Source organism: Qipengyuania gaetbuli (assembly GCF_020171365.1).
Classification (GTDB): domain Bacteria; phylum Pseudomonadota; class Alphaproteobacteria; order Sphingomonadales; family Sphingomonadaceae; genus Qipengyuania; species Qipengyuania gaetbuli_B.
Genome location: NZ_JAIUZO010000002.1, coordinates 170,802 through 185,054, shown reverse-complemented (window position 1 = coordinate 185,054; position 14,253 = coordinate 170,802). Strand labels below are relative to the sequence as shown.

Here is a 14,253-nt window from a genome sequence, read left to right as displayed (position 1 = left end):
ACAGAAGTGTCGATGACCTCCTCCCCCCTGATTACGCGTCGCAACCTCATTCGCAGCACCGTCGGCCTTGCCGCAGCAAGCGCAGTTCCGCTGCCTGCATGGGCCATGGGACAATCGCTGACCCACGCCCGCCAGGGCTTCGGCGAGGTGAGCGGTGAACGCATCGCGCTGACGGTGGACAGCCATCATTTCGGCGTCGGCGGCCGGAGCGGCCATGCGGTGGCCGTGAACGGCACGGTGCCGGGCCCGCTGGTGCGGCTGCGCGAAGGGCAGAACGTGCGCATCGACGTAACCAACCGGCTGGCGGAGGATACCTCGATCCACTGGCACGGCCTGCTGCTGCCCTTCCAGTTCGACGGCGTGCCGGGCGTCAGCTTCCCCGGGATCAAGCCGGGCGAAACCTTCACTTACGAATTCCCGATCCGGCAGAACGGCACTTACTGGTGGCACAGCCATTCCGGCCTCCAGGAGCAGGAGGGGCATTACGGCCCGCTCATCATAGAAAGCGCCACGCCCGACCCGCGCTACGACCGCGACTATGTCGTGCTGCTGAGCGAGTTCACGCCCGTCCACCCGCACGAGATCGCGCGCAAGCTGAAGGTCGGGGAGCATTACTACAACTACCAGATGCAGACTGCGACCGAAGGCGACATGAGCTTGGAGGAGCGGCTGATGTGGGGCCGCATGCGGATGAACCCGCGCGATATCTCCGACGTGACGGGTGCGACCTACACCTTCCTCGTCAACGGTCACGGCCCGATGGACGGGCTGGAATATCTCTTCACTCCCGGCGAGCGGATCAGGCTGCGCGTGATCAACGGCTCGGCCATGACCTTCTTCAACATCCGTATCCCGGGCGTGCCGATGACCGTCATCGCCGCCGACGGCAAGGATGTGGAGGAGTTCGAGGTCGACGAATTCCAGATCGGCACCGCCGAGACCTACGACGTCATCGTCACGCCGCCCGACGGCAGCCACGCGCTGGTCGCCGAGGCGATGGACCGTTCGGGCATGGGTGTTGCCTCGCTCACCTCGCACAAGGGCCACCGCGCCGCCCCGCCGCCGCTGCGCGAACCGGTGACGCTGACCATGGCCGACATGGGCATGGGCTCGATGGAAGGCGGCGAGGGCGGTCATGGCGGCCACGGAGGGCACGGCGGCCATGGCGGGATGGACCACGGCTCCGGGGATGCGATGGCCGGAATGGATCATGGCTCGATGGACCATTCCATGCGCGATACCTCGAAGCTGCCGGACAATGTGAAGGTCGGACCCGGGCTCGACATGGTGGCGCCCATGCCGGTCGACCGGATGGACTTTCCGGGCCTCGGCCTCGACGGGGTCGACCACCGCGTCCTGCGCTACACCGACCTCAAGGCGAAGCGGCCCAACCCGCACCGCATGCCGACGCGCAGCCTCGAGATCCACCTCACCGGCAACATGGAGCGGTACATGTGGAGCTTCGACGGCAAGAAGTTCTCCGCCGTCACCGACGATCCGATCCGCTTCGCCTATGATGAGCGGGTGCGGGTGAAGCTCGTCAACGACACCATGATGGCACACCCCATCCACTTGCACGGCCATTTCTTCGAGCTGGTGAACGGCGCGGGGATGATGAACCAGCCGCTCAAGCACACGGTCATCGTCCAGCCCGGCGGCACCGCGACTTTCGACGTCACCGCGAACGAGCCGGGCGACTGGGCCTTCCACTGCCATTTGCTCTACCACATGCACGCAGGGATGATGCAGACGGTCACCGTGCGGCCGTTCCCCAAGGCGGGAGAGGGCGCATGAAGACCGCTCTCGCCCTGCCACTGATCCTGTTCGCCCTTCCGGCCGCGGCGCAGGACCACTCGGGCCACGCCGGCCATGAAGGCCACGCGGAAGAACCCGCCAAAGCCCCCGCACCGTTCAAGCTGCCCGACATGACTGGCGCCCCCCAGATGGACCACTCGGCGCACCAGGTCGGCGACCTGCCCTCCGGCCCGCCGCCGGCAGAGGCGTTCGAGGGGCCGCAGCACGCCGCCGACGCCATCTTCGGGGCCGAAGCCATGGCCGCCGCCCGCGCGGAAAACCACGCGACCCACGGCGAGATGACGACCGGCACCGTTATGGTCGAACGGCTCGAAGCGCGCGTCGCCGACGGCCACGATGCCTTCCTGTGGGACGTGCAGGGCTGGTACGGCGGCGATATCGACAAGTTCGTCTTCAAGTCCGAAGGCGAGGGCGAATTCGGCGGCAGCGTCGAGGATGCCGAACTGCAGGCGCTCTGGGGCCATGCCATCGGCCCCTTCTTCGACCTGCAGGCCGGCTTGCGGCTCGATGTGGAGCCGGAGACGCGCAGCCACCTCGTCCTCGGCGTGCAGGGCCTTGCGCCCTACATGTGGCACGTCGATGCGGCGGCCTTCCTGTCCGATCGCGGCGACATCACCGCGCGGGTGGAGGGCGAATACGACTGGAAGCTGACCCAGCGCCTGATCCTGCAGCCGCGCGCGGAGCTGGAACTGTCCGCACAGGACATTCCCGAACGCGAAATCGGGGCAGGGCTGACCAAGCTGGAGACAGGGCTGCGCCTGCGCTACGAATTCGCGCGGGAATTCGCCCCCTATGTCGGCGTCGGCTACGAGGCCAAGCTGGGCGAGACGGCGGACATCGCGCGCCTTGCTGGCGAGGATACGGACGGCATCGCGCTCCTGCTGGGGCTGAGGGCCTGGTTCTAGGCCGCGTCCCTCACGGCTCTTCGCCGGGGAAGGCGGCGTCCCAGTCGATCGCCCCGTCGCCTGCATCCTCCTCCGGCGGCTCCCCCTCCTCGGGATCGTAGCCGTAGAGCGCGATCGCCCGCTCCCGCCGCGCGGCGTTGATGGCCTCGGGCGAGCGCGCCGCGACCTTCGCCCGTTCCTCCGCCAGCACCTCGGCGCGGATGGCCTCGTAAACCGCATCGCCTTTTTTGGGGCCTACCGCTTCGCTGCTTGAGGCCGGGGAATACCTGTCCCTGAGCCTGTGCTGGAGGAGGAACCTGAGCAGCCCGTTATCGGGCTTGTGCCACACGCCCAGCAGCTTGCCGGAGGAGACGATCGGCGTCGGCGTGCCCTCCAGCGCGCGTTCGAGCGCGCAATCCTCCAGCCGCTGCACGCCGCGCTCCAGCGCCGCGTCCCAGGCGGCGGCAAACCCTTCGGCCCCGGGCCGCGCGCGCAACTTGTAGAGCGCCTCCATGCTCTTGCCGATGGAGCGCGCGGCCTGTGTGACGATGCCCGTGGCCGCGAGCGTGCCCACGAAGCGGCGCTGCAAGTCCGGCGTAATCGAATTGCGCCGCGGCGCTGCATGGATGAAAGGCGCGAAGGCGAGCAGCGGATCGTCCTCCTCCGGCTCGGGCGCAATGTGGGCGACGGCGGAGGTGGCCTGGCGGGCGATCTTGCGGGTGGGTTCGGTCATGGCCCGCCGCAGGATGCAGATTTCGGCTGAGTAGGAAAATTCAACCAATCAAACGGAGATTTGTGCGGTAGCCCAGGTCGCCAATACCTGTTTTGAGCGATAAGATTTTGCCTTGGTTGATTTAGTCCGGTTGTTTCGTCGGGCCATCAATAATGATCTGTTTGGGCGCGTCGAGCATTTGGTCCTCTAGGTTCTCCCAAGGCAGATATATTGTGAACCCGCTCAAGACATGTGGCAAACCTAAGTTGGATCCGAAGTTAAATCGCAAGCCGCGGTCATTGATAGCGAACTCTGTAAATAAAGCCGTCAAATCATCGTCGTATGAATATTCCCGGATATCGAACGCTCCGTAATCCTGTCGTTTAAGTTCGAGGTTTACATGGTCAGCCAAATACCCAGCTGTCTTCTGTGCATCCGAGAAAAGCTCATGAAACGACAGCAACCCAAATCCATCTCCCAAAAAATTCTTGGTGTGGGTGGCATGCATCGGATGAGCTCCACCCCAATACATGGATTCGTTGATCACAAGTGAAATTATTTCGCCACGCCGAAAGAACTCTGAAACGGATATATCAGAATACGAATTGGGATGCGCAACGTCTCCATCGAAGAACCATTTCTTCCTCTGGAAGTAAGACCTGAATATGGGAGTCTGAATCTCTCCATTTACATACTTCCAATAAGTAGTATCTTCATGATAGACAGGCCATTCGGCTCGAAATTCAAAATCATCGCCGACAGATTCCAGTTTTTCGATATTCGGGGCTTTTCCCAATGTGGTCGCTGCTGCCACTTCAAGTTCTGGCGGGCATTCGACGCCATCTTGCCTGTATAGTTTGAGCAGTCCTTTCGCGAGCTGACCTTTCCAACCTTCCGCGAATAGGTCGACATATTGTAAGTCCGCTAATTCCGAAGGTAAGTCTACGTCCACCGCGCGGGCCGGAATAAGATATACCTTCCCCAAGCGTTTATCACCAAGGTGAGAAAGAGCCTCATTGATCTCGCGGTGATACACTCCATCGCGATCGTTTGTCTGGGGGCCGCAGATCACGATCACTGCGTTCGCTTTGCGTAATGACTCTCGACGATGTCGATCCCAGTTTTCGCCAGGAACGATTTTCTCTACGTCAAGCCAGTAAGGTACCTTGATTGAGCGACAGAATGCCGCAACCTTCTTAGTGTCCTGTTGCAGTTCTCGAGGGTAGCAAAGGAAAATTTCCATTTAAGAGTTATTCTCGTCCATTTGTGGCTTGTGTAGAAAGTCCGAAGATACATCAAAGCTTACGAAATTTTAGAGGTTCGGAGCCGCTTCAATTGTTTTAACTCATCTTTCAATTCGCGTTCGGCTTCAGCCAAGTCAACTTTCATCTGCAAATTGAGCCACAGCTCTGGCGAAGTATCTAGTACGTGGGCTAGGCGAACGGCCATCTCTGGTGTCACGGAGCGGCGTGAATTCAAAATTTGATTCACGCTGAATCGAGATACGCCCAGCGCGTTCGCGAGCTCTTCCTGAGTAATGTCCATCCGGCTGAGAACTTTAGTTTTCAAGACGTCGCCCGGTGTAGTGTGGTGGGTTCGCATGTTTACCCCTATTCAAGCTGAATATTGATCGCGCCAAGTTCTTCGATCCAGTCGAACCTGATTGCGCGATGACGGTCCACTTGGATGCGCCAGGTATTGCCGTCGATGTGGTTGAGTTCGGTGAACATGAAGTCGAGGTCGGTGAGCGTTTTGCACGCCAACAACAGGTCGATCTGCATGGCCATCGGGGGGTCGGGCTCGGCCAAAAATGGGTCGATAATTCGGGATGTCATGGGAGGCTCCAAATGCCAGTGTTCGTTTCGCCTGCGGCGGCGCGACTTGGGCAATCTGGAGTGGGGGTGGGCACCCGGTCCGGAAAAAATACTCCAATATGTAATCTCTGGAGGTTGCCGTGATGCGAGGAAGCCTGCTGTCGCGACAGTAGGTTCCGATCCTGATAAAAGCGCTCAAGCGCTCATGGAGAACCCGGAGAAACCTTCGCTCGCCATTCCTCTCACAGGCATCATTCCGAAAAATGCTGCGGTCCAAAGTATTCAGCAATGAGGAGATGATCTCACGACGCTTCCTGAAGGATACGTGGTGAGCAATCGCACCCTGGTGATGGTTACCATCGCTCAGGTAGCTGTGGAGCCTCCAGTTTCGACGGATGGTGTCCATCGCATACCCAGCGATTTCGGACCTTAATGCCTTATCGAAGCACCGTTCAAGCTCGCCGGTGAAGGCGACTTCGAAATCGCCTTTAACCTCGGCACTTGCCGACCAATCCGAAGCATTCACCTCGAATACAGCGTTAAGATACTCCCTGAATACTCCGTAGAGAGATTTCGCATGTAGGTCCCTGACCCCGATCTTGTAGCTGCCGGTCAGGTCCCAAGCTGCGAAGACGGCAGTATCGCTCGCTTGTGCGATTTCGGTTAGGTGCCCCTTGAACTGTGTCCGACCCACTACATCTACCGTTCGGCGCTCACGGCAAACACCTTCACGGTGGTAGGGGGTAATCAGGACGCTCATCTGTGGCAATGTAAACAACGACATTACATTTGTCAAGTGTCTTGCTCTCACCAACCCTTGACCCATGCCCCCCATCCCACTATGTGCGCGCCCATCCGGCGTAGGATTCGTCCCGCTCCGGCCAGATAGAGCTGAACATTGCCGGTCATGTCCCGGGGGCCTGTCGAGAATTCGACCAGGCTCTTTTCTATTGCAGCGAACCTTGCGGGGATCGCTCGGGGCAGCCGTCAAAGTAACCCGGTGGCCGTGTGGCCGAAGGGTGGAGCGTTTCAGGCTCGTGCAGATATGCCGCCCCGGTGCTTATGCGCCGCGCGCGTCGCAAGCACGAACCCCGATCGCATCACCCGGACGTCACTAGTCGCCGCCATTCATATCGATCCCGTCAGGGAAAGTGGGAACCGGTTTCCCGCCCGGACGGGTCGATGCAAAACGGTGAAGCGAGAAACTATGCCGACGATCAACCAGCTGGTCCGCAAGGGCCGCGTTCCGCAGAAGGCCAAGAGCAAGGTCCCTGCGATGGAGCAGAACCCGCAGAAGCGCGGCGTTTGCACCCGCGTCTATACGACGACCCCGAAGAAGCCGAACTCGGCTCTGCGTAAAGTTGCCAAGGTCCGCCTGACCAACCAGCGCGAAGTCATCTCCTACATCCCGGGCGAAGGCCACAACCTGCAGGAGCACAGCGTCGTGCTCATCCGCGGCGGCCGTGTGCGCGACCTTCCCGGCGTGCGCTACCACATCCTTCGCGGCGTGCTCGACACGCAGGGCGTCAAGGATCGCAAGCAGAGCCGTTCGAAGTACGGCGCGAAGCGTCCGAAGTAAGATATCCCGTTAGGAGCAAGATAGATGTCACGTCGTCGTCGTCCCGAGAAGCGGGAAATCCTGCCTGATCCCAAGTTCAACGATCAGGTCCTGTCGAAATTCATGAACAACCTGATGTATGACGGCAAGAAGGCCGTCGCCGAAGGTATCGTCTACACCGCGCTCGACACCGTCGAAGCCAAGGCCAAGACGAACCCGGTCGAGGTGTTCCACGAAGCCCTGAACAACATCAAGCCGCAGGTCGAAGTGCGCAGCCGCCGCGTCGGTGGTGCGACCTACCAGGTGCCGGTCGAGGTTCGTCCCGAGCGTGCCCAGGCGCTGGCCATCCGCTGGCTGATCTCGGCCGCTCGCGGTCGTCCGGAAACCACCATGGCTGCCCGTCTCTCGGGCGAGCTGATGGATGCGGCCAACAATCGCGGCAACGCGGTCAAGAAGCGCGAAGACACGCACCGCATGGCGGACGCCAACCGCGCCTTCTCGCACTACCGCTGGTAAACTTATCGAGGGGGCTGCCCCTCATGGAGACTTAACATGGCACGCGAATATCCGCTGGAGCGGTACCGCAACATCGGCATCATGGCCCACATCGATGCCGGCAAGACCACCACGACCGAGCGTATCCTCTACTACACCGGCAAGTCCTACAAGATCGGCGAAGTCCACGACGGCGCCGCCACCATGGACTGGATGGAGCAGGAGCAGGAACGCGGCATCACGATCACCTCGGCTGCCACCACGACCTTCTGGACGCCCGAAGATCCGGCAATGGATCCGCGCTCGGCTCCCGAAGACCTGCGCGCTAACATGCCGAAGTACCGCATCAACATCATCGACACCCCCGGCCACGTCGACTTCACCATCGAAGTCGAACGCTCGCTGCGCGTGCTCGACGGTGCGGTCGCGGTCTTCGACGGCGTCGCCGGCGTTGAACCGCAGTCCGAAACCGTGTGGCGCCAGGCCGACAAGTACGGCGTTCCGCGCATGTGCTTCATCAACAAGCTCGACCGCACCGGCGCAGATTTCTACTACTGCGTCCAGTCGATCGTCGACCGCCTCGGTGCAAACCCGCTGGTGATCACGCTCCCGATCGGTGCCGAAAGCAACCTGCAGGGTGTTGTCGACCTCGTCGCCAACCGCGGCATCGTGTGGCAGGCCGAAGATCTCGGTGCGAAGTACGAGTTCGTCGACATTCCGGCCGACATGGCCGACAAGGTCGCCGAATATCGCGAGAAGCTGATCGAGACCGTCGTCGAGCAGGACGACGATGTCATGGAAGCGTACCTCGAAGGTAACGAGCCTGACGTCGCCACGCTCAAGAAGCTGATCCGCAAGGGCACCATGGCGCGCGACTTCGTGCCGGTTACCTGTGGTTCGGCCTTCAAGAACAAGGGCGTCCAGCCGCTGCTCGACGCAGTGGTCGACTACATGCCGTCGCCGCTCGACGTTCCGGCGATCAAGGGCGTCCTGCCCGACAGCGACGTGGAAGAAACGCGTCCGTCGTCGGATGACGAGCCCTTCGCAGCGCTCGCGTTCAAGATCATGAACGACCCGTTCGTCGGCTCGCTCACCTTCACCCGCATCTATTCGGGCAAGCTCGCCAAGGGCTCGGTCCTGAACTCGGTCAAGGACAAGAAGGAAAAGATCGGCCGCATGCTGCTGATGCACTCGAACAACCGCGAGGACATCGAAGAGGCATTCGCAGGCGACATCGTCGCGCTTGCCGGCATGAAGGACACCACCACGGGCGATACGCTGTGCGATCCGGCCAAGCCGATCATCCTCGAGCGTATGGAGTTCCCCGAGCCGGTCATCGAGCTGTCGGTGGAACCCAAGACCAAGGCCGACCAGGAAAAGATGGGCGTCGCCCTCAACCGCCTGGCTGCCGAGGATCCGTCCTTCCGCGTCTCGACCGACCATGAATCGGGCCAGACCATCATCAAGGGCATGGGCGAACTGCACCTCGACATTCTCGTCGACCGCATGAAGCGCGAGTTCAAGGTCGAAGCCAACGTCGGCGCGCCGCAGGTGGCCTACCGCGAATACCTCGGCAAGCCGGTGGACGTGGACTACACCCACAAGAAGCAGTCGGGTGGTTCGGGTCAGTTCGGCCGCGTGAAGGTCAAGGTCGAGCCGGGTGAACGCGGCCAGGGCTTCGTCTTCCAGGACGAAATCAAGGGCGGTAACATTCCGAAGGAATACATCCCGGCCATCGAGAAGGGCATCCGCGAGCAGGCCGAAAGCGGCTTCCTGGTCGGCTTCCCGATCATCGACTTCACCGTGACGCTTTACGATGGTGCCTACCACGACGTCGACTCGAGCGCGATCGCGTTCGAAATCGCCGGTCGCGGTGCCATGCGTGAAGTGGCCCAGAAGTCGGGCATCAAGCTGCTCGAGCCGATCATGAAGGTGGAAGTCGTGACCCCCGAGGACTACCTCGGCGACGTCATCGGCGACCTCAACTCGCGTCGTGGCCAGATCCAGGGCACCGACAGCCGCGGCAATGCCCAGGCAGTCGAGGCCAACGTGCCGCTCGCGAACATGTTCGGCTACGTCAATGAACTGCGCTCGTTCACGCAGGGTCGTGCGCAGTACACGATGCAGTTCAGCCACTATGACGAGGTTCCGGCTAACGTCGCGGCCGAGGTCAAGGAGAAGCTTGCGTAAGCCAGCTTCAAGGTCTAGGGGCGGCGCCTGATTCAGCGGGCGCCGTTTCCTCCCCGCAGAAATCCCAAATTTTAAGACAGAGGTTATTGGAAAATGGCGAAGGAAAAGTTCGAGCGTAACAAGCCGCACGTCAACGTCGGCACTATCGGTCACGTTGACCACGGCAAGACCACGCTGACCGCGGCGATCACCAAGGTCCAGGGCGCAGCCGTCGATTTCGCAAACATCGACAAGGCTCCCGAAGAGCGTGAGCGCGGCATCACCATCTCGACCGCACATGTCGAGTACGAAACCGACGCGCGTCACTACGCACACGTCGACTGCCCGGGTCACGCCGACTACGTGAAGAACATGATCACCGGTGCTGCCCAGATGGACGGCGCTATCCTGGTCGTGAACGCAGCTGACGGCCCGATGCCGCAGACCCGCGAGCACATCCTGCTGGCCCGCCAGGTCGGCGTTCCGCAGCTGGTCGTTTACCTGAACAAGGTCGACCAGGTCGACGACGAGGAAATCCTCGAGCTCGTCGAACTGGAAGTTCGCGAACTGCTTTCGAGCTACGACTTCGACGGCGACAACATTCCGATCATCAAGGGTTCGGCTCTGGCCGCTCTCGAAGGTCGCGATCCGGAAATCGGCGAGAACTCGATCAAGGCTCTCATGGACGCCGTCGACAGCTACATTCCGACCCCGGACCGTCCGGTCGACAAGCCGTTCCTCATGCCGATCGAAGACGTGTTCTCGATCTCGGGCCGTGGTACGGTTGTTACCGGCCGCGTTGAAACCGGCGTCGTGAACGTCGGCGACGAAGTTGAAATCGTCGGTATCCGCGACACGCAGAAGACCACCGTCACCGGCGTTGAAATGTTCCGCAAGCTGCTCGACCGCGGCGAAGCCGGCGACAACATCGGCGCCCTGATCCGCGGCATCGGTCGTGAAGACGTCGAGCGTGGCCAGGTTCTCTGCAAGCCCGGTTCGGTTAGCCCGCACACCGAGTTCAGCGCAGAAGTCTACGTCCTGTCGAAGGACGAAGGTGGCCGTCACACGCCGTTCTTCGCGAACTACCGTCCGCAGTTCTACTTCCGCACCACCGACGTCACCGGCGAAGTGATCCTTCCCGAAGGCACGGAAATGGTGATGCCGGGCGACAACGTGACCATCCAGGTCAAGCTGATCGCACCGATCGCCATGGACGAAGGTCTGCGCTTCGCAATCCGCGAAGGCGGCCGCACCGTCGGCTCGGGCGTTGTTGCTTCGATCCAGAAGTAATCTTCGGCTGAAATCTGGCAGGCCCGTCCTTCCTTGGGGGAGGGCGGGCCTTCCGGTTTTATGAGGGCTGGCGAACGGGCCTGGAACACGGTTCGTCGCGCCTCCGGACCACCTGTGAAAATGGGTGGAATTCGGGGGTTGCCAGATGCGGGTCTCGCCCGTATATGCGCGCCCACAGACGGGGATTCGTCCCTGTACAAGAATTCATGGAAGGTCGCCCGTTCCGGGAAACCGGGCTCACAAGCGGGGTCAGACCTTTCTTTTTGTTTGCGGGCCACCGCTGGTCCGTTTGGCTCTTTCGCATCGGTGTAGGTAATGGAAGCACAGAATATCCGCATTCGCCTCAAGGCGTTCGACCATCGCGTTCTCGACCAGGCAACTGGCGAAATCGCAGACACCGCGCGTCGTACGGGTGCCCTCATTCGTGGTCCCATTCCCATGCCGACGCGTATCGAGAAGTTCACCGTGAACCGCGGCCCGCACATCGACAAGAAGTCGCGCGAGCAGTTCGAGGTGCGCACCTACAAGCGTCTGCTCGACATCGTGCAGCCCAACGCCCAGACCGTCGACGCGCTGATGAAGCTCGACCTCGCAGCTGGCGTGAACGTCGAGATCAAGCTGGCCTAAGCCACTGATCCGGTCCCCGGCAGGACCTTAAAGTCGCCGGAAGTTTCAGGGGCCCTCGATTGCCCCGCCTGGCTCGCAAGGCCCGGCAAGACATCGGGATACCGCCGGATTTCATCCGGGACTGCGTCCCCCGTCTGCCTTCTTCTCGAAGGCAATCAGCCCGGACGGGGGCACGCATCGCACAATCGGGCTGGCAAGCACCCATGGGATGGGCCCTTGGGTGCCTCTGTTGAGGAGTTTGACGATGCGCACAGGCGTTATCGCAAAGAAAGTCGGGATGACCCGCCTCTTCCAGGAGGATGGGCGGCACGTTCCCGTGACCGTTCTTTCGCTGGAAGATTGCCAGGTTACCGCACATCGCACGCAGGACCGTGACGGCTATTATGGCGTCCAGGTCGGTTCGGGCGAAGCGAAGCAGAAGAACGTGAACAAGCCGCAGCGCGAAGCCTTTGCGAAGGCCGAAGTCGCGCTGAAGATGAAGGTTGCGGAATTCCGCGTCGACAGCGAGGAAGCCCTGCTTCCCGTTGGCGCACGCATTTCGGCCGAACACTTCATTGCCGGCCAGAAGGTCGACATCACCGGCCACACCCAGGGTAAGGGCTTTGCCGGCGCCATGAAGCGCTGGGGCTTCGGCGGTATGCGCGCCACCCACGGTGTTTCGATCAGCCACCGTGCCCACGGTTCGACGGGTAACCGTCAGGATCCGGGCCGCGTGTTCAAGGGCAAGAAGATGGCCGGCCACATGGGCGACCGTCAGCGCACCCAGCAGAACCTCGAAATCGTGCGCACCGACGCCGATCGCGGTCTCCTCTTCGTCAAGGGCTCGGTCCCGGGTGCGAAGAATGGCTGGCTGCTCGTCCGTGACGCCGTGAAGGTTGCTGCCCCGGCAGAACTGCCGTTCCCGGGCGTGATGCGCCGCAACGAAGACCAGTTCGCCTCGGAAGAAGCGAAGCCGGGCCTCGTCGAGAGCGCAGCCGAGCATGAAGTCGGCACCGAAGTTTCCGCCGAGCAGCAGGAAGAGCTGCTGAAGGCGCAGGAGGCCGGTGCTGATGCCGAAACCACCACCGAAGGTCAGGCCGATGCCGCGACCGACGGCGAGAGCAAGGAGTCCTGATCGTGAAGGTCAAGGTCCAGAAAATCGACGGCAAGGCGTCGGGCGATATCGAGCTGAATGACGACGTCTTCGGCCTCGAACCGCGCGCCGACATCCTGCACCGCGTCGTGACGTGGCAGCTCGAAAACCGCCGCGGCACCGCCCGTCCCACGCGTGAGCGTTCGGACGTTGCCCGCACCGGCAAGAAGTTCGGTCGCCAGAAGGGCGGCGGTACGGCTCGTCACGGTGACCGTGCAGCCCCGATCTTCATCGGCGGCGGCAAGGCCCACGGTGCGCGCAAGCGTGATTTCGCGCAGTCGCTCAACAAGAAGATCCGCGCTCTCGGCCTCAAGATGGCCCTGTCGAGCAAGGCGAAGGACGGCCTCATCGTCGTCGACAGCCTCGAGCTCAAGGACGCCAAGACGAAGGCTCTCAAGGGCATGTTCGACAAGAATGGCTGGGCCGGCAAGGTTCTGGTCATCGACGGCGAAACCGTGAACGACGGCTTCAAGAAGGCTGCCGGCAACCTGCCGGGCGTGAACGTCCTGCCCGCCATGGGCGCGAACGTCTACGACATCCTGAAGCACGACACGCTGGTCCTCACCAAGGACGCTGTCGAAAAGCTGGAGGGCCGTTTCAATGGCTAAGAAGCAGGCAATCGACGCGCGTCACTACGACGTGATCCTTGCTCCGCACATCACCGAGAAGTCGACGCTTGCGTCGGAAAACAACGCGGTGGTGTTCAAGGTCGCAGGCGATGCGACCAAGCCGCAGATCAAGGAAGCCGTGGAAGCGATCTATGCCGATCAGAAGGCAAAGGTCGTCTCGGTCAACACGATCAACGTGAAGGGCAAGACCAAGCGCTGGAAGGGCAAGCCCTACAAGCGCAACGACGTGAAGAAGGCGATCGTCACTCTCGCTGAGGGTTCGATGATCGACATCACGGAAGGTGTGAGCTGATGGCACTCAAGAACTACAAACCGACGAGCCCCGCACGCCGCGGCCTCATCCTCGTCGACAAGTCGGGCCTGTACAAGGGCAAGCCCGTCAAGTCGCTGACGGAAGGCAAGCGCAAGACCGGCGGTCGCAACAACAAGGGCCATGTCACTTCGCGCGGCATGGGCGGCGGTCACAAGCAGAAGTACCGCTTCATCGACTTCAAGCGTCGCAAGTGGGACGTCGAAGGCACCGTGGAACGGATCGAATACGATCCCAACCGCACCGCTTTCATCGCACTCGTGAAGTACGACGACGGTGAGTTGGCCTACATCCTTGCTCCGCAGCGCCTCGCTGTCGGCGACAAGGTGATCGCTGCTGAAAAGTGCGACACCAAGCCCGGCAACGCCATGCTGCTCGGCCAGATGCCGGTCGGCACGATCTGCCACAACGTAGAAATGAAGCCCGGCAAGGGCGGTCAGATCGCACGTTCGGCAGGTGCTTACGTCCAGCTGGTCGGTCGTGACCGCGGCATGGTCATCGTGCGTCTCAACAGCGGCGAGCAGCGTTACCTGCGCGCCGACTGCATGGGCACCGTTGGCGCCGTGTCGAACCCCGACAACCAGAACCAGAACCTGGGCAAGGCCGGTCGTCGTCGCTGGATGGGCATCAAGCCGCTTACTCGCGGTGTCGCCAAGAACCCGGTCGACCACCCGCACGGTGGTGGTGAAGGCCGCACCAGCGGTGGCCGTCACCCGGTCACTCCGTGGGGCAAGCCGACCAAGGGCGCCCGTACGCGTAACAACAAGCAGACGGACAAGATGATCATCCGTTCGCGCCACGCGAAGAAGAAGAGGTAA

The 14,253-nt window shown here is 61.5% G+C and carries 15 protein-coding genes; 11 read left to right on the top strand and 4 right to left on the bottom strand.

Going from position 1 to position 14,253, the window contains the following annotated elements:
• Positions 1–12: 12 nt before the first annotated feature.
• On the top strand, positions 13–1,794 hold the full coding sequence (locus LCL94_RS01305; protein WP_224830660.1) for a copper resistance system multicopper oxidase: 1,782 nt from the start codon (positions 13–15) through the stop codon (positions 1,792–1,794).
• Positions 1,791–2,720 (top strand): copper resistance protein B, encoded by a 930-nt coding sequence (locus tag LCL94_RS01300; RefSeq protein ID WP_224830659.1) that lies wholly within the window; start codon positions 1,791–1,793, stop codon positions 2,718–2,720. The genes LCL94_RS01305 and LCL94_RS01300 overlap by 4 nt, the downstream gene beginning before the upstream one ends.
• A 10-nt stretch (positions 2,721–2,730) precedes the next feature.
• Here the strand turns inward: LCL94_RS01300 and LCL94_RS01295 are convergent, their stop codons facing one another.
• The 4 genes from LCL94_RS01295 to LCL94_RS01280 form a co-directional block, all read right to left on the bottom strand.
• Positions 2,731–3,432, bottom strand: coding sequence for a hypothetical protein (locus tag LCL94_RS01295; RefSeq protein WP_224830658.1), 702 nt, complete (start codon positions 3,430–3,432; stop codon positions 2,731–2,733).
• 121 nt (positions 3,433–3,553) lie between these two features.
• Positions 3,554–4,654: a toll/interleukin-1 receptor domain-containing protein gene (locus LCL94_RS01290; RefSeq protein ID WP_224830657.1), complete on the bottom strand. Its 1,101-nt coding sequence runs from the start codon at positions 4,652–4,654 to the stop codon at positions 3,554–3,556.
• A 59-nt stretch (positions 4,655–4,713) separates the two neighbouring features.
• Positions 4,714–5,013, bottom strand: a complete 300-nt coding sequence (locus tag LCL94_RS01285; protein WP_224830656.1) for a HigA family addiction module antitoxin — start codon at positions 5,011–5,013, stop codon at positions 4,714–4,716.
• Between the two features lie 8 nt (positions 5,014–5,021).
• Positions 5,022–5,198, bottom strand: a complete 177-nt coding sequence (locus LCL94_RS01280; protein ID WP_224830655.1) for a hypothetical protein — start codon at positions 5,196–5,198, stop codon at positions 5,022–5,024.
• A 1,234-nt stretch (positions 5,199–6,432) separates the two neighbouring features.
• On the opposite strand from LCL94_RS01280, the gene rpsL reads away from it, so the two are divergent.
• From rpsL to rplB, 9 genes are all read left to right on the top strand, one after another.
• On the top strand, positions 6,433–6,804 hold the full coding sequence (rpsL, locus tag LCL94_RS01275; RefSeq protein ID WP_160607331.1) for a 30S ribosomal protein S12: 372 nt from the start codon (positions 6,433–6,435) through the stop codon (positions 6,802–6,804).
• Positions 6,805–6,828: 24 nt separating this feature from the next.
• Positions 6,829–7,299, top strand: a complete 471-nt coding sequence (rpsG, locus tag LCL94_RS01270) for a 30S ribosomal protein S7 (protein ID WP_160607330.1) — start codon at positions 6,829–6,831, stop codon at positions 7,297–7,299.
• Positions 7,300–7,335: 36 nt separating this feature from the next.
• The gene (fusA, locus tag LCL94_RS01265; protein WP_224830654.1) at positions 7,336–9,468 is read left to right on the top strand and encodes an elongation factor G; all 2,133 of its coding nucleotides are present in this window, start codon (positions 7,336–7,338) and stop codon (positions 9,466–9,468) included.
• A gap of 93 nt (positions 9,469–9,561) precedes the next feature.
• Positions 9,562–10,737: an elongation factor Tu gene (tuf, locus tag LCL94_RS01260; protein ID WP_160607328.1), complete on the top strand. Its 1,176-nt coding sequence runs from the start codon at positions 9,562–9,564 to the stop codon at positions 10,735–10,737.
• Between the two features lie 315 nt (positions 10,738–11,052).
• Entirely contained in the window at positions 11,053–11,364 is a 312-nt protein-coding gene (gene rpsJ / locus LCL94_RS01255) for a 30S ribosomal protein S10 (protein WP_006831877.1), read from the top strand.
• A 244-nt stretch (positions 11,365–11,608) separates the two neighbouring features.
• Positions 11,609–12,478, top strand: a complete 870-nt coding sequence (gene rplC, locus LCL94_RS01250; protein ID WP_222553095.1) for a 50S ribosomal protein L3 — start codon at positions 11,609–11,611, stop codon at positions 12,476–12,478.
• Between the two features lie 2 nt (positions 12,479–12,480).
• The gene (gene rplD / locus LCL94_RS01245) at positions 12,481–13,104 is read left to right on the top strand and encodes a 50S ribosomal protein L4 (RefSeq protein WP_160607326.1); all 624 of its coding nucleotides are present in this window, start codon (positions 12,481–12,483) and stop codon (positions 13,102–13,104) included.
• Positions 13,097–13,417, top strand: a complete 321-nt coding sequence (locus tag LCL94_RS01240; RefSeq protein ID WP_160607325.1) for a 50S ribosomal protein L23 — start codon at positions 13,097–13,099, stop codon at positions 13,415–13,417. The genes rplD and LCL94_RS01240 overlap by 8 nt, the downstream gene beginning before the upstream one ends.
• The gene (gene rplB / locus LCL94_RS01235; RefSeq protein WP_224830653.1) at positions 13,417–14,253 is read left to right on the top strand and encodes a 50S ribosomal protein L2; all 837 of its coding nucleotides are present in this window, start codon (positions 13,417–13,419) and stop codon (positions 14,251–14,253) included. The genes LCL94_RS01240 and rplB overlap by 1 nt, the downstream gene beginning before the upstream one ends.

Excerpts from the sequence above, each read along its gene's own strand:
- fusA (WP_224830654.1), top strand. The coding sequence starts at position 7,336 with ATGGCACGCGAATATCCGCTGGAGCGGTACCGCAACATCGGCATCATG.
- LCL94_RS01280 (WP_224830655.1), bottom strand. The coding sequence starts at position 5,198 with ATGGCCATGCAGATCGACCTGTTGTTGGCGTGCAAAACGCTCACCGAC.
- LCL94_RS01285 (WP_224830656.1), bottom strand. The coding sequence starts at position 5,013 with ATGCGAACCCACCACACTACACCGGGCGACGTCTTGAAAACTAAAGTT.
- LCL94_RS01240 (WP_160607325.1), top strand. The coding sequence starts at position 13,097 with ATGGCTAAGAAGCAGGCAATCGACGCGCGTCACTACGACGTGATCCTT.
- rplC (WP_222553095.1), top strand. The coding sequence starts at position 11,609 with ATGCGCACAGGCGTTATCGCAAAGAAAGTCGGGATGACCCGCCTCTTC.
- tuf (WP_160607328.1), top strand. The coding sequence starts at position 9,562 with ATGGCGAAGGAAAAGTTCGAGCGTAACAAGCCGCACGTCAACGTCGGC.
- LCL94_RS01295 (WP_224830658.1), bottom strand. The coding sequence starts at position 3,432 with ATGACCGAACCCACCCGCAAGATCGCCCGCCAGGCCACCTCCGCCGTC.
- LCL94_RS01305 (WP_224830660.1), top strand. The coding sequence starts at position 13 with ATGACCTCCTCCCCCCTGATTACGCGTCGCAACCTCATTCGCAGCACC.
- LCL94_RS01300 (WP_224830659.1), top strand. The coding sequence starts at position 1,791 with ATGAAGACCGCTCTCGCCCTGCCACTGATCCTGTTCGCCCTTCCGGCC.
- rpsL (WP_160607331.1), top strand. The coding sequence starts at position 6,433 with ATGCCGACGATCAACCAGCTGGTCCGCAAGGGCCGCGTTCCGCAGAAG.
- rplB (WP_224830653.1), top strand. The coding sequence starts at position 13,417 with ATGGCACTCAAGAACTACAAACCGACGAGCCCCGCACGCCGCGGCCTC.
- LCL94_RS01290 (WP_224830657.1), bottom strand. The coding sequence starts at position 4,654 with ATGGAAATTTTCCTTTGCTACCCTCGAGAACTGCAACAGGACACTAAG.
- rpsG (WP_160607330.1), top strand. The coding sequence starts at position 6,829 with ATGTCACGTCGTCGTCGTCCCGAGAAGCGGGAAATCCTGCCTGATCCC.
- rpsJ (WP_006831877.1), top strand. The coding sequence starts at position 11,053 with ATGGAAGCACAGAATATCCGCATTCGCCTCAAGGCGTTCGACCATCGC.